The sequence below is a fragment of the Curtobacterium sp. PhB25 genome (assembly GCF_004365375.1).
In the GTDB taxonomy this organism is placed as follows: domain Bacteria; phylum Actinomycetota; class Actinomycetes; order Actinomycetales; family Microbacteriaceae; genus Curtobacterium.
Genome location: NZ_SODR01000002.1, coordinates 214,420 through 235,085, shown reverse-complemented (window position 1 = coordinate 235,085; position 20,666 = coordinate 214,420). Strand labels below are relative to the sequence as shown.

General features: G+C 70.5%; 23 protein-coding genes and 1 tRNA gene. 11 read left to right on the top strand and 13 right to left on the bottom strand.

Features of this window, described 5'->3' with window-relative positions; all coding sequences use genetic code 11:
- Positions 1-6 precede the first annotated feature (6 nt).
- From EDF51_RS05685 to EDF51_RS05675, 3 genes are read right to left on the bottom strand one after another with little or no spacing between them, the layout of a single operon-like run.
- Complete coding sequence (locus tag EDF51_RS05685; RefSeq protein ID WP_123293993.1) at positions 7-936, bottom strand: DNA-formamidopyrimidine glycosylase family protein; 930 nt, start codon at positions 934-936, stop codon at positions 7-9.
- Positions 937-945: 9 nt separating this feature from the next.
- Positions 946-1,443, bottom strand: coding sequence for a ribose-5-phosphate isomerase (locus EDF51_RS05680; RefSeq protein WP_123293994.1), 498 nt, complete (start codon positions 1,441-1,443; stop codon positions 946-948).
- A gap of 22 nt (positions 1,444-1,465) precedes the next feature.
- Positions 1,466-2,074 carry an XRE family transcriptional regulator gene (locus EDF51_RS05675; RefSeq protein ID WP_123673322.1) on the bottom strand — a complete coding sequence of 203 codons (609 nt, stop codon included), beginning with the start codon at positions 2,072-2,074 and terminating at the stop codon, positions 1,466-1,468.
- Here EDF51_RS05675 and EDF51_RS05670 point away from each other — a divergent pair.
- Positions 2,073-2,600, top strand: a complete 528-nt coding sequence (locus EDF51_RS05670; protein ID WP_134194110.1) for a GNAT family N-acetyltransferase — start codon at positions 2,073-2,075, stop codon at positions 2,598-2,600. The genes EDF51_RS05675 and EDF51_RS05670 overlap by 2 nt on opposite strands.
- 52 nt (positions 2,601-2,652) lie before the next feature.
- Here EDF51_RS05670 and EDF51_RS05665 read toward each other — a convergent pair whose 3' ends face one another.
- Positions 2,653-3,318 carry a DsbA family protein gene (locus tag EDF51_RS05665; protein ID WP_131878475.1) on the bottom strand — a complete coding sequence of 222 codons (666 nt, stop codon included), beginning with the start codon at positions 3,316-3,318 and terminating at the stop codon, positions 2,653-2,655.
- 122 nt (positions 3,319-3,440) lie between these two features.
- Here EDF51_RS05665 and pepN point away from each other — a divergent pair, with 122 nt between their 5' ends.
- The 3 genes from pepN (at position 3,441) to EDF51_RS05650 (ending at position 7,656) form a co-directional block, all read left to right on the top strand.
- Positions 3,441-6,020, top strand: coding sequence for an aminopeptidase N (gene pepN, locus EDF51_RS05660; protein WP_131921650.1), 2,580 nt, complete (start codon positions 3,441-3,443; stop codon positions 6,018-6,020).
- Between the two features lie 77 nt (positions 6,021-6,097).
- Complete coding sequence (locus EDF51_RS05655) at positions 6,098-7,165, top strand: mechanosensitive ion channel domain-containing protein (RefSeq protein WP_123938881.1); 1,068 nt, start codon at positions 6,098-6,100, stop codon at positions 7,163-7,165.
- Positions 7,162-7,656, top strand: coding sequence for a globin (locus EDF51_RS05650; RefSeq protein WP_279432377.1), 495 nt, complete (start codon positions 7,162-7,164; stop codon positions 7,654-7,656). The genes EDF51_RS05655 and EDF51_RS05650 overlap by 4 nt, the downstream gene beginning before the upstream one ends.
- 181 nt (positions 7,657-7,837) lie before the next feature.
- Here EDF51_RS05650 and EDF51_RS05645 read toward each other — a convergent pair whose 3' ends face one another.
- On the bottom strand, positions 7,838-8,680 hold the full coding sequence (locus tag EDF51_RS05645) for an NAD-dependent epimerase/dehydratase family protein (RefSeq protein WP_134194108.1): 843 nt from the start codon (positions 8,678-8,680) through the stop codon (positions 7,838-7,840).
- A gap of 37 nt (positions 8,681-8,717) precedes the next feature.
- A complete protein-coding gene (locus tag EDF51_RS05640) occupies positions 8,718-9,419 on the bottom strand; it encodes a hypothetical protein (protein ID WP_131878469.1) in 702 nt (233 codons plus the stop codon).
- A gap of 47 nt (positions 9,420-9,466) precedes the next feature.
- Here EDF51_RS05640 and EDF51_RS05635 point away from each other — a divergent pair, with 47 nt between their 5' ends.
- The gene (locus tag EDF51_RS05635) at positions 9,467-10,330 is read left to right on the top strand and encodes an acyl-CoA thioesterase II (RefSeq protein ID WP_123294002.1); all 864 of its coding nucleotides are present in this window, start codon (positions 9,467-9,469) and stop codon (positions 10,328-10,330) included.
- Here the strand turns inward: EDF51_RS05635 and EDF51_RS05630 are convergent.
- Together EDF51_RS05630 and ettA are read right to left on the bottom strand one after the other, a co-directional pair.
- A complete protein-coding gene (locus EDF51_RS05630) occupies positions 10,317-10,772 on the bottom strand; it encodes a thioesterase family protein (RefSeq protein WP_131878467.1) in 456 nt (151 codons plus the stop codon). The two genes, EDF51_RS05635 and EDF51_RS05630, sit on opposite strands and share 14 nt — an antisense overlap.
- A gap of 32 nt (positions 10,773-10,804) precedes the next feature.
- Positions 10,805-12,490, bottom strand: a complete 1,686-nt coding sequence (gene ettA / locus EDF51_RS05625) for an energy-dependent translational throttle protein EttA (RefSeq protein ID WP_111086790.1) — start codon at positions 12,488-12,490, stop codon at positions 10,805-10,807.
- Positions 12,491-12,680: 190 nt separating this feature from the next.
- Here ettA and EDF51_RS05620 point away from each other — a divergent pair, with 190 nt between their 5' ends.
- A complete protein-coding gene (locus tag EDF51_RS05620; protein ID WP_134194106.1) occupies positions 12,681-13,406 on the top strand; it encodes a hypothetical protein in 726 nt (241 codons plus the stop codon).
- A gap of 23 nt (positions 13,407-13,429) precedes the next feature.
- Here EDF51_RS05620 and EDF51_RS05615 read toward each other — a convergent pair whose 3' ends face one another.
- The 3 genes from EDF51_RS05615 to msrA form a co-directional block, all read right to left on the bottom strand.
- Positions 13,430-14,119: a single-stranded DNA-binding protein gene (locus EDF51_RS05615; RefSeq protein ID WP_134194104.1), complete on the bottom strand. Its 690-nt coding sequence runs from the start codon at positions 14,117-14,119 to the stop codon at positions 13,430-13,432.
- Between the two features lie 123 nt (positions 14,120-14,242).
- Positions 14,243-14,446 (bottom strand): methyltransferase, encoded by a 204-nt coding sequence (locus EDF51_RS05610; protein ID WP_123294006.1) that lies wholly within the window; start codon positions 14,444-14,446, stop codon positions 14,243-14,245.
- Positions 14,447-14,483: 37 nt separating this feature from the next.
- Positions 14,484-15,011 (bottom strand): peptide-methionine (S)-S-oxide reductase MsrA, encoded by a 528-nt coding sequence (gene msrA, locus EDF51_RS05605; protein ID WP_123294007.1) that lies wholly within the window; start codon positions 15,009-15,011, stop codon positions 14,484-14,486.
- 158 nt (positions 15,012-15,169) lie between these two features.
- On the opposite strand from msrA, the gene EDF51_RS05600 reads away from it, so the two are divergent.
- Entirely contained in the window at positions 15,170-15,436 is a 267-nt protein-coding gene (locus EDF51_RS05600) for a hypothetical protein (RefSeq protein WP_134194103.1), read from the top strand.
- Positions 15,437-15,525: 89 nt separating this feature from the next.
- On the top strand, positions 15,526-16,842 hold the full coding sequence (locus EDF51_RS05595) for a hypothetical protein (RefSeq protein ID WP_134194101.1): 1,317 nt from the start codon (positions 15,526-15,528) through the stop codon (positions 16,840-16,842).
- Between the two features lie 96 nt (positions 16,843-16,938).
- Here EDF51_RS05595 and EDF51_RS05590 read toward each other — a convergent pair.
- Positions 16,939-17,011, bottom strand: a tRNA-Arg gene (locus EDF51_RS05590).
- 112 nt (positions 17,012-17,123) lie between these two features.
- On the opposite strand from EDF51_RS05590, the gene EDF51_RS05585 reads away from it, so the two are divergent.
- From EDF51_RS05585 to EDF51_RS05575, 3 genes are read left to right on the top strand one after another with little or no spacing between them, the layout of a single operon-like run.
- Positions 17,124-17,951 (top strand): acylneuraminate cytidylyltransferase family protein, encoded by an 828-nt coding sequence (locus EDF51_RS05585; RefSeq protein WP_134194099.1) that lies wholly within the window; start codon positions 17,124-17,126, stop codon positions 17,949-17,951.
- Positions 17,948-18,820, top strand: coding sequence for an N-acetylneuraminate synthase family protein (locus EDF51_RS05580; RefSeq protein ID WP_123294011.1), 873 nt, complete (start codon positions 17,948-17,950; stop codon positions 18,818-18,820). The genes EDF51_RS05585 and EDF51_RS05580 overlap by 4 nt, the downstream gene beginning before the upstream one ends.
- Before the next feature lie 56 nt (positions 18,821-18,876).
- The gene (locus tag EDF51_RS05575; protein ID WP_134194097.1) at positions 18,877-20,445 is read left to right on the top strand and encodes a DUF6716 putative glycosyltransferase; all 1,569 of its coding nucleotides are present in this window, start codon (positions 18,877-18,879) and stop codon (positions 20,443-20,445) included.
- Here EDF51_RS05575 and EDF51_RS05570 read toward each other — a convergent pair.
- A complete protein-coding gene (locus tag EDF51_RS05570) occupies positions 20,389-20,649 on the bottom strand; it encodes a thioredoxin family protein (RefSeq protein WP_123313641.1) in 261 nt (86 codons plus the stop codon). The genes EDF51_RS05575 and EDF51_RS05570 overlap by 57 nt on opposite strands.
- Between the last annotated feature and the right edge of the window lie 17 nt (positions 20,650-20,666).

The window sequence follows — 20,666 nt, the reverse complement described above, 5'->3', positions numbered from 1 at the left end:
AGCGCGCTACTTCTGGTCCTTCGGGCACCAGTAGAGCTTCCGACCGGCCATGTCGGCCACCCGGATCTCGGTGCCGCACACCCGGCAGGGCTCACCCTGGCGGTGGTAGACCCAGTGCCGGTCCTTGCGCGACCGCTGCGCCTTCTTGTACTCGGCGTCGGACAGGCCGTCCATCGTCATCATCAGGCCGTCGCGGACGCCGTCGTGCAGCAGCTTCGACCAGTCCGCCCACAGCGCCTTCGCCTGCTTGACGGTGATCTTCTTGCCGACCTTGTACGGGTCGATGCGCTGCCGGAACAGCAGTTCGGCCCGGTAGATGTTGCCGATGCCGCTCACCACGGACTGGTCCATGAGCAGCTGGCCGATGGCGACGTTCCGCTTCCGGACGTTGTCCACGAACGTCTTCTCGGCCTCGGGACCGTCGTCGTTCATCGGGTCGGGGCCGAGCTTGTCGAGGGCACGCTGCACCTCGGCCGGGGTCTCCACCACGCAGGCCGTCGGGCCGCGCAGGTCGGCGACGGTGTCCTCGGTCAGGATCCGGACGCGCACCTGGCCGACGGGGTCCGGCGGGAAGGACTCGATCGGGTCCTCGACCTTCTCCTGCTCGGCCATCCGGTACCGCGCCAGTCGGGGTGCGCCGATCGACGTGAGGGACTCCTCGCCGTCGTCGTCGGCGGACAGCGCCGTGGCGGTCGACAGGTCGCCGGCGAAGTCCCACGCGCCGTAGAGCCCGAGGTGGACGCGCAGGAACAGGTCGCCCTCGAACTCGAGGAACATCTGCTTCGCCACGGCACGGGCGGCGATCATCCGCTTGCCGTCGAGCTGAGCGGCCCCGGCGGCGAACCGCCCCTGCGGACTGGACACCTCGCAGCGCTTGCCGACGAAGTGCCGGGTGAACTGGTTGGCGATTCGGTGGACGGAGTGACCCTCGGGCATGGGACCTGTCTACTCGGCCGAGCCGTCGATCTGCTTGCCGGCGATGTGCCCCGTCTGCTCGTACTCGGCCAGCTGCGCGATGCGGCGCGCGTGACGCTCCTCGCCCGAGAACGGCTCGGCGATGAACAGGTCGACGAAGCGGATCGCTTCGTCCTCGGTGTGCTGGCGCGCACCGATCGAGATGACGTTGGCGTCGTTGTGCTGGCGTGCGAGGAGTGCGGTCGACTCGTTCCAGACGAGCGCTGCGCGGACGCCCTCGACCTTGTTCGCGGCGATCTGCTCACCGTTGCCGGAGCCGCCGAACACGACGCCGAGCGCCTGGACGCCGGCTCGCTGGTCCTGCACCACGGCGTGCGCGGCGTTGATGCAGAACGAGGGGTAGTCGTCGAGCGCGTCGTACTCGGTCGGTCCGTGGTCCACGACCTCGTGACCGGCTTCGGTCAGGTGCGTTGCGAGGGTCTGGTTGAACTCGAGGCCGGCGTGGTCCGTTCCGAGGTGGATGCGCATGGAACCGATCCTATTCCTGCGACTACTGCCCCCGGACCACCACGACGACGTACCGCGTGGGCCCCTCGCCCGGGTTCCGGTAGACCACGTCGGCGGGGTCACCGAGCTCGATCCGGTCCCCCGCGGCGAGCCGCGTCGGCTCGCCGCCGACGACGAGCTCGAGCACGCCGTCGACCACCCAGATGCAGTGCCGCAGGAACGCGTAGGCGGACGCCGGGTAGGCCACTTCGCGGCCGGCCGGGAGGCGCACCTCAGTGACGTCCGCGGGGAACGCCGCACTCGAGACCGGACGGCGGCGGTACCCGGTGTCGGGATCGGTCCAGGACTCCGCGGTCGCGCCGCGTTGGATGCCGCGTGCGTCGTCGGGGTCGGTCGCCCTGGGCACCTCGTGCTCGAGGGCCTCGTCGAGGAGCTGCGAGATCGTCAGGCCGAAGGCGCCGGAGAGCCGGCCGAGGATCGTCGCGGTGGGGCTCGACACCCCGCGCTCGACGCGGTTGATCATCGCGCGGGAGACACCGGACTCCTCGGCGAGCTCGGTGAGGCTCCACTTGCGTTCGGTGCGCAGGCGCTGGAGGCGCTCGCCGAGGGCACGTTCCGCGAGACCCGGCTCGTCGTCTACGATGTGAGACATGACGACAGCATATGCGACGAGCGGGACGGATCCGGTCGTGGTGCGCGATTGCGGACCCGGCGACCTCGACGTCGTGCACGCCCTGCACGTCGACGCCGTGCTGCACTCCACCGCCATCTGGCAGGAGACCCCGCACCCCCGCGCCTACTTCGACGGCTGGCTGGCCGAGCGGCAGGGCGACGGGTACCCGGTGCTCGTCGCCGAGGTCGGCGGCACCGTGGCCGGGTACGCCACGTACTCGCAGTGGCGGCCGCACCACGGGTACCGGCTGACCGTCGAGCACAGCGTCTACGTGGTCGAGTCGTTCCGCGGTCGGGGCATCGCCTCGACCCTGATGCGGTCGCTCGTCGAGCGGGCGACCGCCGAGGGCCGGCACGTCATGATGGCCGGGATCTGCAGCACGAACACCGGGTCGATCGCGCTGCACGAGAAGCTCGGGTTCAGCACGGTCGCGGTCGTGCCCGAGGTCGGACGCAAGTTCGACCGCTGGCTGGACCTGACGCTCATGCGCCTGCCCCTCGCCTGACGCGAGCCGAGGGGCGGGGGCGAGCCGCGCCTCCCGTCCGCTTGCCGGAGCGTCAGGCGGTGGTGTCGAAGATCGGGCCGACGGTGCGCGAGCGCTTGAGCTCGAAGAAGCCGGGGTACTTCGCCACGGCGACGACGCCGTCCCACAGGTCGAGCGCTTCCTGGCCCTTGGGTGCCGGGGAGATGACCGGGCCGAAGAACGCGGTGCCGGCGACGGCGATGACGGGCGTGCCGACGTCCTGTCCGACGCGGTCGATGCCGTCCTGGTGGCTGACGCGCACGGCGGCGTCGACCTCGTCCGTCCAGGCGTACTCGAGCAGGTCGGCGTCGAGGCCGAGCTCCGCGAGCACGGCGGGGACCACCTGGTCGGGGTCCTGCTCCTGGCGGTGGTGGATGTGCTCACCGAGGGCGTCGTAGAGCGGCTTCACGATGTCCTGGCCGAGCCGGAGCCGCGCCGCCGTGACGATGCGCGGGTAGAGCTGCCCCTTGTGGATGCGCTCGCGGTACTCGTCGGGGATGTCCTGGTCCTCGTTCAGGACGAACAGGCTCATCACCTTCCACGTGACGTCGAGGTCGCGGTGCTCGGCGACCTCGCCCACCCAGCGGCTCGTCATCCAGGCCCAGGGGCAGTTCGGGTCGAACCAGAACTCCACGGTGGTGCGTTCGGTCGGGTGTTCCGTCGTGTGTTCCGTCGTCTTGTCCACAGTCGTCTCGCTCACGCTCCGAGCGTACGCGGCGTCGCTAGGCTGGGGATGACCGTCCCGCCGGTGCACGACGCCGTGCCGGGACTCCCCCTCGCGGACCACGATCGTCCGCGTCCTCAGCGAAGATGGAGCGTTGCGTGCCCGGAGAGAACCTCACCAGAACCGAAGCCCAGGAACGTGCCGGCATCGTCAGCGTGCAGACGTACGACGTCGAGCTCGACCTGACCCGCGGCGCCGAGACGTTCGGCAGCACCACCCGCGTGCGCTTCACCGCGACCGCCGGTGCGTCCACGTTCATCGACGCGATCACGAAGACCGTGCACTCCGTCACCCTGAACGGCACCGCGCTCGACGTCGCCGCGGTGAACGACGGCGTCCGCATCCAGCTCGACGACCTGCAGGAGCAGAACGAGCTCGTGGTCGTCAGCGACGCGCTGTACACGAACACCGGCGAGGGCCTGCACCGCTTCGTCGACCCCGTGGACGACGAGGTGTACCTGTACTCCCAGTTCGAGGTCCCCGACTCGCGCCGCATGTTCGCGGTGTTCGAGCAGCCCGACCTCAAGGCACAGTTCTCCTTCACCGTGACGGCGCCGTCACGGTGGCAGGTCGTGTCGAACTCCCCGACGCCCGAGCCCCACGTCGACGGTGAGAACGCGACCTGGGCCTTCCCGCCCACCGCGACCATCTCGAGCTACATCACGGCGCTCATCGCCGGCCCGTACGAGGTCGTCCGCGACGAACTCACGAGCAGCGACGGCCGGACCATCCCGCTCGGCGTCTTCGCGCGCAAGTCGCTGGCCGAGTACCTCGACCCCGAGTACGTGTTCGAGACCACCAAGAAGGGCTTCGCCTACTACGAGGAGAAGTTCGACGTCCCGTACCCGTTCGAGAAGTACGACCAGCTCTTCGTGCCGGAGTTCAACGCCGGCGCGATGGAGAACGCGGGCGCCGTCACGTTCACCGAGACCTACGTCTTCCGCTCGAAGGTGACCGACGCCATCAAGGAGCGCCGGGTCGTCACGATCCTGCACGAGCTCGCCCACATGTGGTTCGGCGACCTCGTCACCATGAAGTGGTGGAACGACCTGTGGTTGAACGAGTCGTTCGCCGAGTGGGCCTCCACGATCGCCACCGCCGAGGCCACCGAGTGGACCGAGGCCTGGACCACGTTCCAGGCGATGGAGAAGTCCTGGGCCTACCGCCAGGACCAGCTGCCCTCGACCCACCCGATCGTCGCGACGATCAACGACCTCGAGGACGTCCAGGTCAACTTCGACGGCATCACGTACGCCAAGGGCGGCTCCGTCCTGAAGCAGCTCGTGGCGTGGGTCGGCATCGACGCGTTCTTCGCCGGCGTCTCGGCCTACTTCAAGAAGCACCACCACTCGAACACCGAGCTGCGTGACCTGCTCGTCGAGCTCGAGGCCACCAGCGGCCGTGACCTGTCCGAGTGGTCGAAGCTCTGGCTCGAGACCGCGGGCGTCAACACGCTCCGCCCGGAGATCGAGGTCGACGCGTCCGGCGCGATCACCGCGTTCGCCGTCCTGCAGGAAGCGCCGGCCGACTACCCGACGCTCCGCCCGCACCGCCTGGCCATCGGCGTCTACTCCTTCGGGACGGACGACTCCGCGCCGTTCGGTGCCGACACCGCGTCGTCCGGCGGCAAGCTCGAGCGCGTGCACCGCGTCGAGATCGACGTCGACGGCGCACGCACCGAGGTCCCCGAGCTCGTCGGCGTGCAGCGCGGCGACCTCGTGCTCCTCAACGACGACGACCTGGCCTACGCCAAGATCCGTCTCGACGAGCAGTCCCGCACGACGGCGATCGAGCACCTCGCGGCCATCGCGAACCCGCTCGCGCGCTCGATCGTGTGGGGTGCGATGTGGGACGCCACGCGCGACGCCGAATCGCCCGCCAGCGACTACGTCCGGCTCGCGCTCGGCAACATCGCGACCGAATCCGAGTCGACGACCATCCGCACGACCCTGTCGCAGCTCCTCCTGACGACGCGCAACTACGTGGCGCCGTCGAAGGTCGACGCCACGGTCCGCACGGTGGGCGAGACGCTCTGGCAGCTCGCGGCCTCGGCCGAGGCCGGGTCGGACGCCCAGTTCCAGTTCGTGAAGTTCTTCGCACAGATCGCGTCGACGCCCGAGCACGTCGCCACCCTGCAGGGGCTGCGCGACGGTTCGGTCACACTGAACGGGCTCGAGATCGACACCGACCTGCGCTGGGAGCTGCTCGAGGGCCTCGTGCTCGCCGGTGCCGCCTCCGATGCCGAGGTCGACGCCGAACTCGCGGCCGACAAGACCGCGTCGGGTGAGCAGGCCGCGGCCCGCGCCCGTGCGACGATCCCGACCGCCGAGGGCAAGCTGGCCGCCTTCGCGTCGCTCGTCGACTCCTCCGAGCTGCCGAACGCGATCGTGCGCCAGACCACGGTCGGGTTCCAACACGTGAACAGCCCCGTCGTGCTCGAAGGCCTCGTGCCGAAGTACTTCGAGGTGCTCACCCGCATCTGGGCCGAGCGCAGCTACCACATGGCCGACACCATCGTCTCGGGCCTCTACCCGGCGCCGCTCGCGTCGGCCGAGCTCCGCGACGCCGCCCACGCGTGGCTCGAGGCGCACCCGGAGACCCCGGCGCTGCGGCGCATCGTGTCCGAGAGCGTCGCGGGCACGGAGCGTGCGCTCCGGGTGCAGGCTGCCGACGCCTGAGCTCGAGTGACTGATCGGCGGGGTCTTGGCGTTCCTCATGGAACGCCGAGGCCCCGCCCTCTAGCATCGACCGGATCATGAGCCTCGCTGCAACCACCGATGAGACCACGAAGGCCGTCTCCAACGCCTTCACCGACTTCGTCACCACCTGGCACGACGCGATCGTCATCGTGATCACGATCCTCGTCGCGATCATCCTCCGGCTGATCCTGCGCCGAGTGATTCGTCAGGTCGTCGACCGCGTCGTCTCCGGCGTCAAGAAGCGACAGGGAGCGACCGACACGCAGGCGCTCATCGCGTCGCCGGTGCAGACCGCACGCGTCGTGCAGCGCACCCGCACACTCGGGAGCGTCCTGCAGAACCTGGCCACGGTCATCGTCGTGGTGATCGCCCTGGTCGTGATCATCCCGCTCCTGGTGCCGAACGCCGCCGTCGGCATCGTCGGTGGCGCGTCGCTCGTCGCCGCGGGCCTCGCCGTCGGCGCACAGTCGATCGTGAAGGACCTGCTGTCCGGCATCTTCATGATCCTCGAGGACCAGGCCGGCGTCGGCGACGTCGTCGACACCGGGCAGGCCACCGGCGTCGTCGAGAACGTCGGACTCCGTGTCATGCAGGTGCGTGACGTCAACGGGATCCTGTGGTTCGTGCCGAACGGGCAGATCCTGCGCGTCGGCAACCTGTCCCAGGGCTGGTCGCGCGTCCTCGTCGACATCACCGTCCCCTACGACACTGACATCGACGCCGTGCAGGACGCCCTGCTCGCGGCCGCCGTCACCATGTCGCAGGAGCCCCGCTGGCGCCAGCGCATCGTCGAGAAGCCCGAGATCTGGGGGCTGCAGTCGGTCTCCCCCGACGGCATGGTGTTCCGCCTCGTCGTGAAGACCCGCGCCTCCGAACTCGACGTCGTCGGCCGCGAACTCCGCGCCCGCCTGAAGCACGCCGTCGACGAGATCGGAGTCACCCTGCCGGCGATGGCGATGATCATGCCCGAGGGCTGGGAGAACGCGACCTCGATCAACGGGCTGCGGTCGGTGCAGACGCGTCCCACCCCGGCGCCGACCAAGCCGCGCCGCCCCAAGCGCAACGTGCTCGGGCAACCCATCCGGACCGACGACCACCACGACGGCGGGAAGGACCCCCAGTGACCGATCCCACACCTCCGAGCAGCGGTCCCGGCGGGGCTGGTCTCGGCGTGCCCGGCGTGCCGGGTGTTCCGGCACAGCCGATCACGCTGCGGGTCGGCGAGCACGGGGTCTCGGCCACCGGATCGCTCTTCGACCGCATCGGTGGCGCCCCGACCTTCGACCGGCTCGTGCGCCGCTTCTACGAGGGCGTGCAGCAGGACGACGTCATCTGGCCGATGTACCCGGCCGACGACCTCGAGGGCGCGATCTGGCGCCTGTCGGCCTTCCTGCAGCAGTACTGGGGCGGGCCGGGCACCTACAGCGAGGAACGCGGACACCCCCGGCTCCGGATGCGGCACAACCCGTTCCGCATCACGTCCGAGGCCCGCGAGCGCTGGCTGCACCACATGCGCGAGGCCGTCGAGTCCCTGCAGCTCGCACCCCTCGACGAGGCCGAGCTCTGGGCGTACCTCGACCGCGCCGCGCACGCCATGACGAACACCTTCGACTGACGCCTGCTCTTCAGCCGCCCAGGTTCCGACTGCCGTCCAGGTTCCGACTGCCGCCCAGGTTCCGAAATCTGCACATCTCGGCGGCGCTTCGTCCCGTTCGTGGAACCTCGGCGAACGGCGTGCGGCGTGTTGTGGAACCTCGACGGCGCTGACGCCGTCGTCAAGGGCCGTTCGTCCGCCTTCAGCGCGCGTACGAGCCGGTGGCGAGGTCATGGACCGGGGCCGGGTGCGTCGGGTTCCAGCCGAAGGCGGAGCGGGCGTGGGCTCCGGACGCCTCCTGGTGCAGGAGCAGCGCGTCGGCGAAGGCCCCGCCAAGTCGCTCGCGCGAAGCATCGACGCTCTCGGCGACGACCGGTGCGCCGTGCGCCCCCGCTTCGGCGAGTTCGCGCACCGTCGGGTTGTCCCCCGTCGCGGCGACGATGTACCCGTCCTGCTCGGCACGCTCCAGCGCGAGGACGTAGAGCTCGCCGAGGTCGTCGACGTGCACCGTGGTCCAGCGCTGCGAGCCGTCACCGACCAGCGTGACCGGCTGTGTGCCGTCGCTGACGAACATCGTGGGGATGCCGGCACCTCGCCCGTACACGATGCCCGGGGCGACGATCGTGGTCCGCACGTCACTCGCCCGCACGGCAGCCTCGTTCGCCGTGCGCCACGACGTCAGCTCGGGCGGATCGATCGGCGACTGCTCGGAGATGTCCGTCGAGTTGCCGAAGGTGAAGATGCCGCCGGTGTGCACGAACGGCTTCGGTGTGCCGGCGGACGCGCGCAGGACCGTCGCGGTGAAGTCCGGGTCGACGTCGGGCGCGGACGCCGTGTGGACGACGCCGTCGGTCTCGTGCACCAGTCGTTCGACGACCTCGGTGTCGGTGACGTCCCCGACGAGGGCGTGCCCACCGGCGTCACGCACGTGCTGCGCCTTCTCGTCGGAGCGGACGATGGCGGTCACCTCGTGCCCGTGGGCGACGAGGGCGCGGAGGACGGAAGAGCCGATGTACCCGGACGCACCGGTGAGCAAGACGTGCATGCGGCCAGCCAACCACCTAGCCAGGACGGGACGTTCGCTACAGGTTCAGGGTCCAGGCGCGGCGTTTGACGAGCACGTGCCCGCGCGACGTCGTCAGACGGCTCCACGGACCGGTCTCGAACAGGCGGACCGGGTCGTGCCCGAGGAAGCCGAGGCTCTCCCCCGCGAAGCCTGCACCAGCGGGCAGGTGCTCGATGCCCGGCACCGGACGGCCCCAGACCTCGGATCGCACCTTGCGGATGATCGCCTCACCCGCGTTGGTCGGGACGGCGTCGGCGACCTCGGCGATGCCGTCACGGGTGGCGCGGCGCAGCAGCTCCGGCGAGACGTCGGGCAGCGGCACCCATCCGCCACGGGGCGGGGAGATCGCCGCCCACGTCACGGTGTGGACCTCGTGCGGGAGCTCGACCTCGATCGGTGTGGCCCGCGTCGGGTCGGCGCCGTCGGCGTGCTCGGCGTCCTGTTCCTCGGCGAGGAGCCGGAGCCGCTCGAGCAGGGACTGCAGCGGCACCACGGCGTCGATCGTCGCGGGCTCGGTGAGCGAGAACGTGCGGAGGCCGAGCACCGTCGGCAGCTCGTCGAGGAGTCCGAGGGGGTACAGGATCGCCGTGTAGACCGCGAGGACACCGGAGTCGGCGATGAACCGGACCGAACCGTCCTCGATCCGAGCGGCACGTCCGAGGTACGTGCGGAGGTCCCCGAGGGAGGCGGCGTCGGGAAGCGTGAACGAGGTGCCCATGTCGAACCGATCCTACCGGCGCACCCTGTGTTCGTAGACTGCACCACGTGAACGGCGAACCCGACTTCCTGCGGACACTCCGACTCGAGGACACCGGTGCGAGCACGGGTGAGACGATCCTCACCGGCGCGAACCACTGGTCCCCCGGCGGGCGGGTGTTCGGCGGCCAGGTGCTCGCCCAGTGCATCGTCGCTGCGCAGGCCACCATCGAGGGGCGTGACATCCACTCGATGCACGGGTACTTCCTGCGTCCCGGCGACATCGACGTGCCGATCACCTTCGGCGTCGAACGCATCCACGACGGTCGGTCCTTCGCGACACGGCGCGTGCAGGCCTACCAGCGCGGAGTTCCGATCTTCTCGATGATCGCGTCGTTCCAGGTGCCGGACACCGGGGTCGAGCACCAGGACCCGTACCCGGTGGACACGCCGTCACCGGAGTCGCTGCCGTCCGCCGCGTCGATCCTGTCCACCATCGACCACCCCGTCGCCAAGGCCTGGGCCGAGCGCTCGATCGACCTGCGGCACGTCGAGGGACCGGTGTTCGTCGACGTGCAGGGCGAGCACGTGCCGCACCAGGCGGTCTGGTTCCGTGTGCAGGGCGACCTGCCGGACGACCCGGCGCTGCACCGTGCGGTCCTCGGGTACGCCAGCGACCTGTCGATCCTCGAACCGATCATGCGGCGGCACGGCGTCGCCTGGGGCACGCCCGGCGTGAAGAGCGCCAGCCTCGACCACGCGATGTGGTGGCACCGCGACGGTCGGGCCGACGAGTGGATCCTGTACACGCAGGAGTCCCCCAGCGCGCAGGGCGGCCGGGGGCTCGCGTTCGGCCGGATGTTCTCCCGCGACGGACGCCTGCTGGCGACCGTGGCGCAGGAGGGCATGATGCGGGTCCCTACGGGCGGCTGAACTCCACCGGGGCCTCGAGGTACTGCTCGCACGCCGCACGCTCGGCCGCGGTCAGCCGCCGAGGACGGTTCGTGGCGGCGTCCACCATGACGAGCGCGGTCGTCGCCCGGGTGTAGAGCTCGGCCGGCTGCTGCCCGACCGGCGACCAGACCTCGTACGACACGTCGACGCTCGCCCCACCGAGCCGCCCGATCCACATCTGGATGTCGAGCGGCTGGCGCAGGTACGGGATCGACGCGAGGTACTCGAGGCGCTGTCCGGCGATCACCGTCATCGTGCCGGAGCCCGGCCGACCGTCGATGATCGGCTCGGGCAGGCTGCCGTCCGCCGTCAGCTCACCCGCGTCCGGACCCCAGAACCCCACGATGCGCGCCTCTTCGAGCAGGCGCAGCATCGCGGAGTTGTTGACGTGGCCGTAGGCGTCGATGTCGCTCCACCGCATGCGGATGGGAGCGTGCAGTCTCGCCACGCGGGTCAGTCGCGGGTGAGCTTGCGGTACGTCGCGCGCCCGGGCTTCGCGGCATCGGCACCGAGGCGCTCGATCTTGTTCTCCTCGTACGCCTCGAAGTTGCCCTCGAACCAGTACCAGTTCGGCGTGCCGTCCTCGTTGAGGCCTTCCCACGCCAGGATGTGGGTCGCGATGCGGTCGAGGAACCACCGGTCGTGAGTGATGACAACGGCGCAACCGGGGTACTCGAGCAGGGCGTTCTCGAGGCTGCCGAGGGTCTCGACGTCCAGGTCGTTCGTCGGCTCGTCGAGGAGCAGCAGGTTGCCGCCCTGCTTGAGCGTCAGCGCGAGGTTCAGGCGGTTGCGCTCACCACCGGACAGGATGCCGGCACGCTTCTGCTGGTCCGGGCCCTTGAACCCGAACTGCGAGACGTAGGCGCGGGACGGGATCTCGGTCTTGCCGACCTGGATGTAGTCGAGCCCGTCGGACACGACCTCCCACAGGTTCTTGTTCGGGTCGATGCCGCCACGGCTCTGGTCGACGTACGAGATGTCGACGGTGTCGCCGATCTTCAGCGTGCCGCCGTCGAGGGGTTCGAGCCCGACGATCGTCTTGAACAGCGTCGTCTTGCCGACACCGTTCGGGCCGATGACGCCGACGATGCCGTTGCGGGGCAGCGTGAACGACAGGTCACCGATGATGACGCGCTCACCGAACTGCTTGTGCAGCTTCTCGGCGTCGATGACCTGCGAGCCCAGACGCGGGCCCACGGGGATCACGATCTCCTCGAAGTCGAGCTTCCGGGTGCGCTCGGCCTCGGTGACCATCTCTTCGTACCGGGCGAGACGGGCCTTCGACTTCGCCTGACGACCCTTGGTGTTGCTGCGGACCCAGTCGAGCTCGGAGGACAGGCGCTTCGCGAGCTTCGCGTCCTTCTTGCCCTGCACCTCGAGGCGCGCACGCTTCTTCTCGAGGTACGTCGAGTAGTTGCCCTCGTACGGGTAGAGGCGACCACGGTCGACCTCGGCGATCCACTGGGCGACGTGGTCCAGGAAGTACCGGTCGTGGGTCACGGCGAGGACGGCACCGTGGTACTGCTGCAGGTGCTGCTCGAGCCACTGCACGCTCTCGGCGTCCAGGTGGTTGGTGGGCTCGTCGAGCAAGAGCAGGTCGGGCTTCTGGAGCAGGAGCTTGCAGAGCGCGACGCGACGCTTCTCACCGCCGGACAGGTGCGTGACGAGCTCGTCCCCCGGGGGGCACTGGAGCGCGGCCATGGCCTGCTCGAGCTGCGAATCGAGGTCCCACGCGTCGGCGGCGTCGATCTCTTCCTGCAGCGTGCCCATCTCGGCGAGGAGCGCGTCGAAGTCGGCGTCGGGCTCGGCCATCAGCGCGGAGATCTCGTTGAAGCGGGCGAGCTTCGCGTGGATCTCGCCGACGCCTTCCTGGACGTTCTCGAGGACGGTCTTCGTCTCGTCGAGCTCCGGCTCCTGCATGAGGATGCCGACGGTGAAGCCCGGCGTGAGCTTCGCCTCACCGTTCGACGGCTGGTCGAGACCGGCCATGATCTTCAGGATCGTCGACTTGCCCGCACCGTTCGGTCCCACGACGCCGATCTTGGCGCCGGGGAGGAACGACATCGTGACGTCGTCGAGGATCAGCTTGTCGCCGACCGCCTTGCGGGCGCGGACCATCTGGTAGATGTACTCAGCCATATCGGCCCCAAGTGTAGTGACCCCGTCGGTGCGTCGCGCGCCCGGGACGGGATCGCCGCTTCGCGCACCCGGCGGGACGGGGGTCTGTCGGGATCCCTGGCGACGACGTAGGTTGTCCTCGCCAACCACCTCGGGGACCGTCGCTCACCACGACGCGGACCGATTCAGGATCACGGACGGGATGACAACCATGACCAGGCACGCCACACGACTGCGCCGACTCGCGCTCCCCTTCGTCGGAGCGATCGCGCTCACCGTCGCCCTCGTCGCACCGGCCGCGCCGGCATCGGCCGCCGGTGCCGTCCCGAAGGGCGACCCGTACCTGCTCTACACGGCGAGCATCAGCGCCAACGGATCCGGCACGGGCTACTCGTCGTACATCAACGTCCACGACGCCCACAACAACGCCTACTCCTTCGGCATCCAGTCGGACAAGGGGTCCCCCGAGAGCAAGGGCAAGCCGCGCTACATCTGGGAGCGCGTACAGAACGGCAAGTTCACCTACGGTTACCTCGGTCCGGCGACGAACAAGCTCACGCCGATCGGGATGCGCTGGTACAAGAACGACGTCGCGACGATGATCGTGAACCACAAGACGATCGGCACCCTCAAGCTCAACCTGGACGGCCGGCTGTTCTTCAACGCCGAAGCGAACGCCCGACTCAACGGCGACGTCGTGCACTCGACCGTGCAGAACACGCGCATCACCGTCGGCGACCGGAAGGGCCAGACCGGCCTGAACGGCACGTGGAACACGAGCTTCTCGTTCCGCGGGCTGAAGGCGACGCAGACGAACAAGCCGCGGATCCAGGGCGCGACCTTCAAGATCGACGGCCGGGTCGCCGGGCTGCCGCGCGGTGGGAACTGGGACACCGAGCAGGTGTCCGGCATCGCGATGATCGCGCAGAAGTGGTGACCGTCCGGCGGGTCTGACCGGACTCACGCGGCGACCCGGGCGAGGGGTCCGTCGTCATCCGGCGACTCGGGGTCGAACGCGGCACCGTCCTGTTCGAGCATGCGCTCCGACGGCCCGACCGGGTCGGCTTCGTCGAGTCCGTCGTCGATCCCGGCCCCGGTCCCGTGGTCGGTCCCGGGTGCGTCCTCGTCCTCGCGGTGGGCCCCGGCACCAGCCTCGGCCTCGTGCTCGGTGTCGTGCTCGTGCCGCGGACCGTCGAGCGCAGGAGCAGCGCCCAGCCCGCCGCCGTGCACCTCGCCGGTCCGGGGATCGACGCCCCGCACCCCGCCGTGCCCCGACGTCGTGTCGTTCACCTGCCGCGGCACCCGGACCCAGTTGCTGATGCCCCACGCCAGGTCGTGCCCGATGCCGTCGGCGTCGATCTCGACCGACGTTCCACCCCGGCCGTCGCGCTCCCAGGTGCGGATCCGGACGCGGCCGGAGACGACGATGCGGTCGCCCTTCTTCAGGGACTTGAACACGTTCGACGCGAGGGAGCGGAACGCGGTGACGGTGTACCAGTTGGTCGCACCGTTGACCCAGGCCGCGCTGGCCCGGTCCCATCGACGTGACGGTGAGGCGAGCCGGAGGCTCGTGATGGCGATGCCGGTCTCGGTGACGAGGTGACGGGGTTCCGTGGCGACGATTCCGCAGACGGTGATGATGTCGTTCATGCGTCGATCGTCATCGATCCCGGGGCTGCGGAAGCAGCCCCGGGCTCGATCTGTGGCGTGTGGACCCGATCAGGCGACCTGTGGAGGACGAGTCCCCCGGGCCTCCTGTCCGGCCCTGGACCGCTAGTGCGCTCGGAACTCGGGCCGCGCCGCGAGCGGGCCGAGCGCAGCGTGGACCGCGCCCTTCGCCGACTCGAGCGACGGGTAGAGCCCGCCGGCGCGCCCTCGTCCGTAGAGCTCGACCTGGAAGCCGTCCGCGGCACGGTGGATGCTGCCCACCGCACCCGCCGGACCGATCGCGACCCAGGTCCCGGTGTTGTTCGTCATCGTTCGACCACCTCCTCGTGGCCCCGACGCCCGAGGATCAGGACGCCAGGATGTACTGACTGTATGCCTTGCGGACCTTGTTCACCTTCGGCAGCGCCACTGCGAGGCAGTAGCCCTGACCGGGGTTCTTCGCGAAGAAGTCCTGGTGGTACTCCTCCGCCGCGTAGAACGTCGTGAGCGGCTCGATCGTGGTGACGATCCCGCCGTCCCAGATGTCGGATGCGCGCTGGATCGCCTGCTCGAAGAGCGCGCGCTGCGCGTCGTCCGCCGGGAACATCGCCGAGCGGTACTGCGTGCCGACGTCAGCGCCCTGCCGGTTCAGCTGCCGCGGGTCGTGCAGCGTGAAGAAGACGTCGAGGATGACCTCGGCCGGGATCACCGTCTCGTCGAAGGTGACCGCGACGGCCTCGGCGTGACCGGTCGAGCCCGTGCACACCAACTCGTACGACGGGTTCTCCACCCGACCGCCGATGTAGCCGGACTCCACGTCCTGCACGCCCTGGAGCGTGCGGTACACGGCATCGAGACACCAGAAACACCCACCTGCGAGCACGAATGTGGTCATGGCCACAACCTACCTCCCCGACATCCGTGCGGGGTTGGACAGGGGACACCCCCTCCACAGCACGCACCGCTCGTCCCGCCGTCCACGATGCGTCGACAGAGCCCCGGCGTGTCGGTGGTGGCCCGTAGCGTCGAGACCACACCGACCAGGAGGCCACGATGCAGACCACGACCGAACCCGCACTGCGGATCCGCACCGTCCCGCTCTCCCGGTCGCGCGGCGACTACCGCATCCTCGACGTCCGCGATGACCTGAGCCGCGTGACCCGCGCCAACGGCGAGATCGTCGGCTACGTCGACCGCATCGACGTCGCCGGTGACACCGCCTACCGCGCCCGTCGCTACGTCGCCACCGAGTGTCGGTTCGTCGAGCTGCCGAACGTGTGGTCCGCCGACGACGCCGTGGACTGCCTCCGTTGGTCATGATGTTCCAGATTGGAATCATCTCGGGTCGGATGCGCGGAACGCCGTTCGTCCTCCCCGGGGCCTGACCGTTTCGTGAGTATGGTGCGCGCATGGACTGGTGGAACGACCTGACCGACTGGACTTCGTCCGACGACGGGTGGCGGGTGATCTCGGGTGCCGTGATCCCCTTCGTCGCCATCGTCGTCGCCGGCGTCATAGCGGCACTCATCGGACGGGGTGCGACCAAGCGGGTCGTTGCCCTGCAGGAGCGCGAGTCGAAGAACGCCGCCGTCGCCGCGATCATCTCCGCGGCGCGCAAGGCCGCTGCCTGGGGTTCGCTCGGGCACGACGAACGCGGGTACGCGGACCACCTGGCAGAGGACGCCGACATCCGGCTCCGGCTGCTCCCCGTGCAGGGTGCGCCCCTCGCCGCCAGCTGGGCGCAACACGAGATCGCCGACATCAAGAAGAACTCGTCGACCTTCAGCTTCCAGGCCGACCAGTCGCTCGCCGAGTTCCGCGACCGCCTGCTCGAGTGGCAGGCCCGTCCGGGCCGCGCTCGCAAGCTCTTCAAGGCCGACCTCGAGCGCTGGAAGTTCGAGTCCCCCGACCCGGACGCCGACCTGATCAAGCGCCAGCAGGACTGGAACGCCGACCAGAACGGCGCCGCCCGACCGCAGACCCCGACCCAGGCTGCTCCCGCCCCGGCGGCTCCCGTCGAGCGCCCGACGCCGACGACGACTTCCTTGCGTCCGGCACAGCGTCCGGGAACCACGCCCGCCTCCGCGCCGTCGGCTCCGGCGAACGCCGGGTCGGCGCCCGCCGGTGGCGCCCCCGCTGCCGCAGCTGCCGCCGCCGGGTCCGCCCCCACTGCCGCCGCTCCTACCGCAGGGCCCGGGTTCTCGGTGAACCGCGGTGGCTCGGACGCCAACGCCACCCGCTCGTACGGCGAGAACACCACCCGCGTCTACGGTGACGACGCCGCACCGCCCGTGCGCCCGGCACTCGGAACCCCCACGTCACCCGCACGCTCGATCCCGAGCCGCGGCACCGACGACACCGAGGTGGTGGACGACGACACCGTCACCAAGGCCTTCGGCGACACCGACCGGCTGACCCCGGCCCGCGGCACCGACCGTCCCGCGTCGTCCACCGTCGCGACGCCGGCGCCCACCTCGGCCGACGCCCACGTCAACCGGACGCCCGCCAACGACGTCCCGACCACCCCGGGCGCACCGACGACCCCGGCGTCCGCTCCTGCTCCGAGGGTCGAGACCCCGGGCACGACGAACACGACGTCGATCCCGACCCGCATCACCCAGGCGCCGGCAGAGCCCACGGACGCGGACGAGACGTCCGAGGCGACGCACACTCAGCCGATCAGCGCCTCCGAACTCCGCCGCCGCGCCGCGGACGACGACGAGTAGCGGGCGCGGACACGCAGCACGCAGCACGCAGCGTCCGACACCCCCACGAACGAGCAACGGGCCGCCATCCGATCGGATGGCGGCCCGTTCGCGTCGTGCCCCCGGCAGGAATCGAACCCGCGGCACGGTGGGTAGAAACCACCTGCTCTATCCACTGAGCTACGGAGGCGAGCGACGTCGATTCTAACCGGGACCCGCCGCTCGAGCGGTTCCGGAACGGTTCGGCCGTCGTCTGCCCGCAGTTCGCCTCCGGGACACCCGCGCTTCGTACCGTCCGGGGGATGCACTCCTCTGCCACCGTCCTCGCCGTCATCCCCGCACGCGCCGGCTCGAAAGGCATCCCGGGCAAGAACCTCCGGACGGTCGGAGGTCGGTCGCTCGTCCGTCGGGCCGTGGAGTCGGCACGCAGCGCAGCACTGATCGACGCCGTGGTCGTCACGACCGACGGTGACGCCATCGCCGCCGAGGCCCGCGCCGCCGGCGCCGACGTGGTCCGACGGCCGGCCGACCTCGCGGGCGACCAGGCATCGTCGGAGTCCGCGCTGCTCCACGTGCTCGACGAACTCGAGGCCGCCGGCGATGCGCTGCCCGAGGTCCTGGTGTTCCTGCAGGCGACCTCGCCGTTCATCGACCCGGACGACCTCGACACGGCGATCCGGCGCGTCTCAGAGGGGCACGCCGACGTCGTGTTCGCCGCAGCGCCGTCGCACGCGTTCCTGTGGCGCATCGCCGACGACGGTTCCGCCGTCGCCGTGAACCACGACGCGGCCACCCGTCCGCGTCGCCAGGACCGCGCGGCCGAGTACCGCGAGACCGGCGCCTCGTACGTCATGCGGACCGACGGCTTCCGGCAGCACCGGCACCGCTTCCACGGCCGCGTCGAACTCATCGCCGTCGACCCCGCCGGCGCGATCGACATCGACGACGAGACCGACCTGATCGCGGCCGACGCCACAGCCGAAATCGCGGCCGACGCCACAGCCGATGCCACGGCCGCAACCGAAGACGACGCCACGACCGAAGTCACAGCCGACGCCGTCGCTCCCCAGATCCCGGACCACGACCCATCCCCGACGCGGGCAGCCCCCGCACTGAACGGAGCACCATGACCGTCACCATCGGCACGTCCACGATCGGCGCGGGCCACCCCGCGTACCTCATCGGCGAGATCGGCCTCAACCACAACGGGGACGTCGACATCGCCAAGCAGCTCATCGACGTCGCCGCCGACGCCGGACTGCAGGCCGTCAAGTTCCAGAAGCGCACCCCGGCCATCTCCACGCCCGAGCACATGAAGAACACGCCCCGCAGCACCCCCTGGGGCGAGATGACCTACCTGGAGTACCGCTACCGCGTCGAGTTCGACCGCGACCAGTACATCGAGATCGGCGACCACGCGACGCTGCGCGGCCTAGACTGGTTCGCCTCGCCCTGGGACGAGCCGTCGGTGGACTTCCTCGAGGACCTCAACGTCGTCGCGTACAAGATCGCCTCGGCGTCGGTGACCGACCTCGGGATGCTCGCCGCCGTCGCCGCGACCGGCAAGCCCGTCATCCTGTCGACGGGCATGTCGACGCTCGAGCAGATCGACGCCGCCGTGGACGCCCTCGGAACCGACCGCCTCGTGCTCATGCACGCCACGTCGACGTACCCGCTCCCCGCCGAGGAGGCGAACCTGCGCATGATCGACACCCTCGCGCACCGCTACTCGGGCGTGCCCGTCGGGTACTCCGGCCACGAGCCGGGCCTGCAGATCTCGATCGCCGCCGTCGCCCTCGGCGCCACCGCGGTCGAACGGCACATCACGCTCGACCGCACGATGTGGGGCTCGGACCACGCGGCCTCGCTCGAGCCGCACGGCCTGAAGACCCTGGCGCGGGACATCCGCATCATCGAGACCGCGCTCGGCGACGGGGTGAAGCGGATCTTCCCCGGCGAGCGGGCGCCGCTCGCGAAGCTGCGCCGCGTCGGCGCGTGAGCGGAGACCACGTGAGCGGAGACCGCGTGAGCGGAGACCACGTGAGCAGAGGGCACGTGAGCGGCCCGGTCGACGAGACCGGCGCCCTGGACGTGCCGGCTGGCGGGGGTGCGTCGACCGTCGGACGGGAGGCGCGCCTCCCGTCCGGCCCGTCACCCCGCGGCCGACGTGTGGTCGCCCTGGTCGACACCGACTCGTTCGCCAAGTGGGGCGCCCACCTGCTCGCGGCGGCACCGGCCGGCTGGGACCTCGACCTGCGGACCGTCGCGACGCCGCGTTCGGCCAGCGCGAAGCAGCTGCGCTCGGCGTTCCGCGGGCTCGACGCACGACTCGCGCACCTGCGGACGGCTCCGCCGTCGCCGAAGGACGTCGATGCCGTCGTCGAGGAGCTCCGCGTCGATCCGCCCGACGCCGTCCTCGTGTCCCTGATCGGCCCGGTCGCCGAACTCGTCATCGACGAGGTGCACCGCCGGATCCCGGACCGGCCGGTGCTGGTGTCCGGCCTGCCGGGCATCTCGTTCCCGGCGAAGTGGAAGGGCATCTTCTTCCGTGCGCGGGCCGACCTGTTCGTGCTGCACAGCCACCGCGAGGTGCGGGCGTACGAGGAGATGGCGATCGAGGGCGGTGTCGAGCCGCACTTCGCGCTCGCCACCCTGCCCTTCGCCCGGAGCGCGAGCGCCAGCGCCAGCACGGGCGCGACTGCGAGCGCCAGCACGGGCGCGCCCGCCAGCGCCAGCACCGGCGCGCCCGATGAGCCCGTCCGCGACGCCGTCGTCTTCGCCGCCCAGCCGAGCGTCCCGCTGGAGCGCGTCGACCGGGCCCTCGTCGTGCAGTGGCTCGTCGCGACCGCACGGCAGCACCCGGAGTGGCGCATCGTGGTCAAGACCCGCGCGGCCGCCGGCGAACACCAGACGCACCGCGAGGAACACCCCTACCCCGACCTCGTGCCGGCCGACGCACCGGCGAACCTGGTGGTCGAGAGCGGGCCGATGGCCGAACACCTCGACCGTGCGGTGGCCCTCGTGACGATCAGCTCGACGGCGGTGCTCGAAGCGGCCGCACGTGGTGTGCCCGCGCTGACGTTGACAGACTTCGGCATCGGCCGCCACCTCATCAACGAGGTGTTCGTGTCGAGCGGCCTCGAGGGCGACTCGGTCGACCTGGTGGACGGCCGGTTCGGGACGGTCCGACCGAGCTGGATGCAGGACAACTACTTCCACCCGGCGTCGGACGACGACTGGCAGCGCCGGCTCACCGAGCTCATGGCGCAGCGCGACGCTGGGACGCTCGTCGACCGGGAACCCGCACGCCGCAGCCGAGGCGGGGTGCTGCGCCGGGCCTGGGAGCGGAAGAACGCCCTGGGCGGAGCGGACCGTTCGGCGCTGGGCTGGCTCGCGCTCGTGATCGGGGCGCCGATCCGGACGACGAAGCGGCTGGCGCGGAAGGCCAGGGCGCTGGTCGACCCGCCGGAGCCGGTCGTGGTGGCGGCGCCGACGTCGCAGCGGGCGGCGGGCGGCGCGGTCGGCGAGCGCGTGGCGGCCGCCGGCAGCGCTGCGGGCGCAGCCGGGTCAGAGGGCCTTGGCGATCGCCAGCAGGAGCTGGTCGCGGGTGGGGACCCCGGGTGAACGGAAGACCTCGGCACCGTCCTCCCGCCGCACGATGATCGTGGGCGTGGAACGGATGCCGAGGTCCTCTGCGTCGTCGGGGTACGACGCCACGTCGCGTTCGGTCACGGCGAGCCCGGGGACGAGCGCCGACGCCTCGGCCGACACCCGGCGGGCGGCGGCGCACGGCGCACAGAAGGCGGACGTCCAGAGGTCGAGCTGCATGTGACCGTGCAACGCGG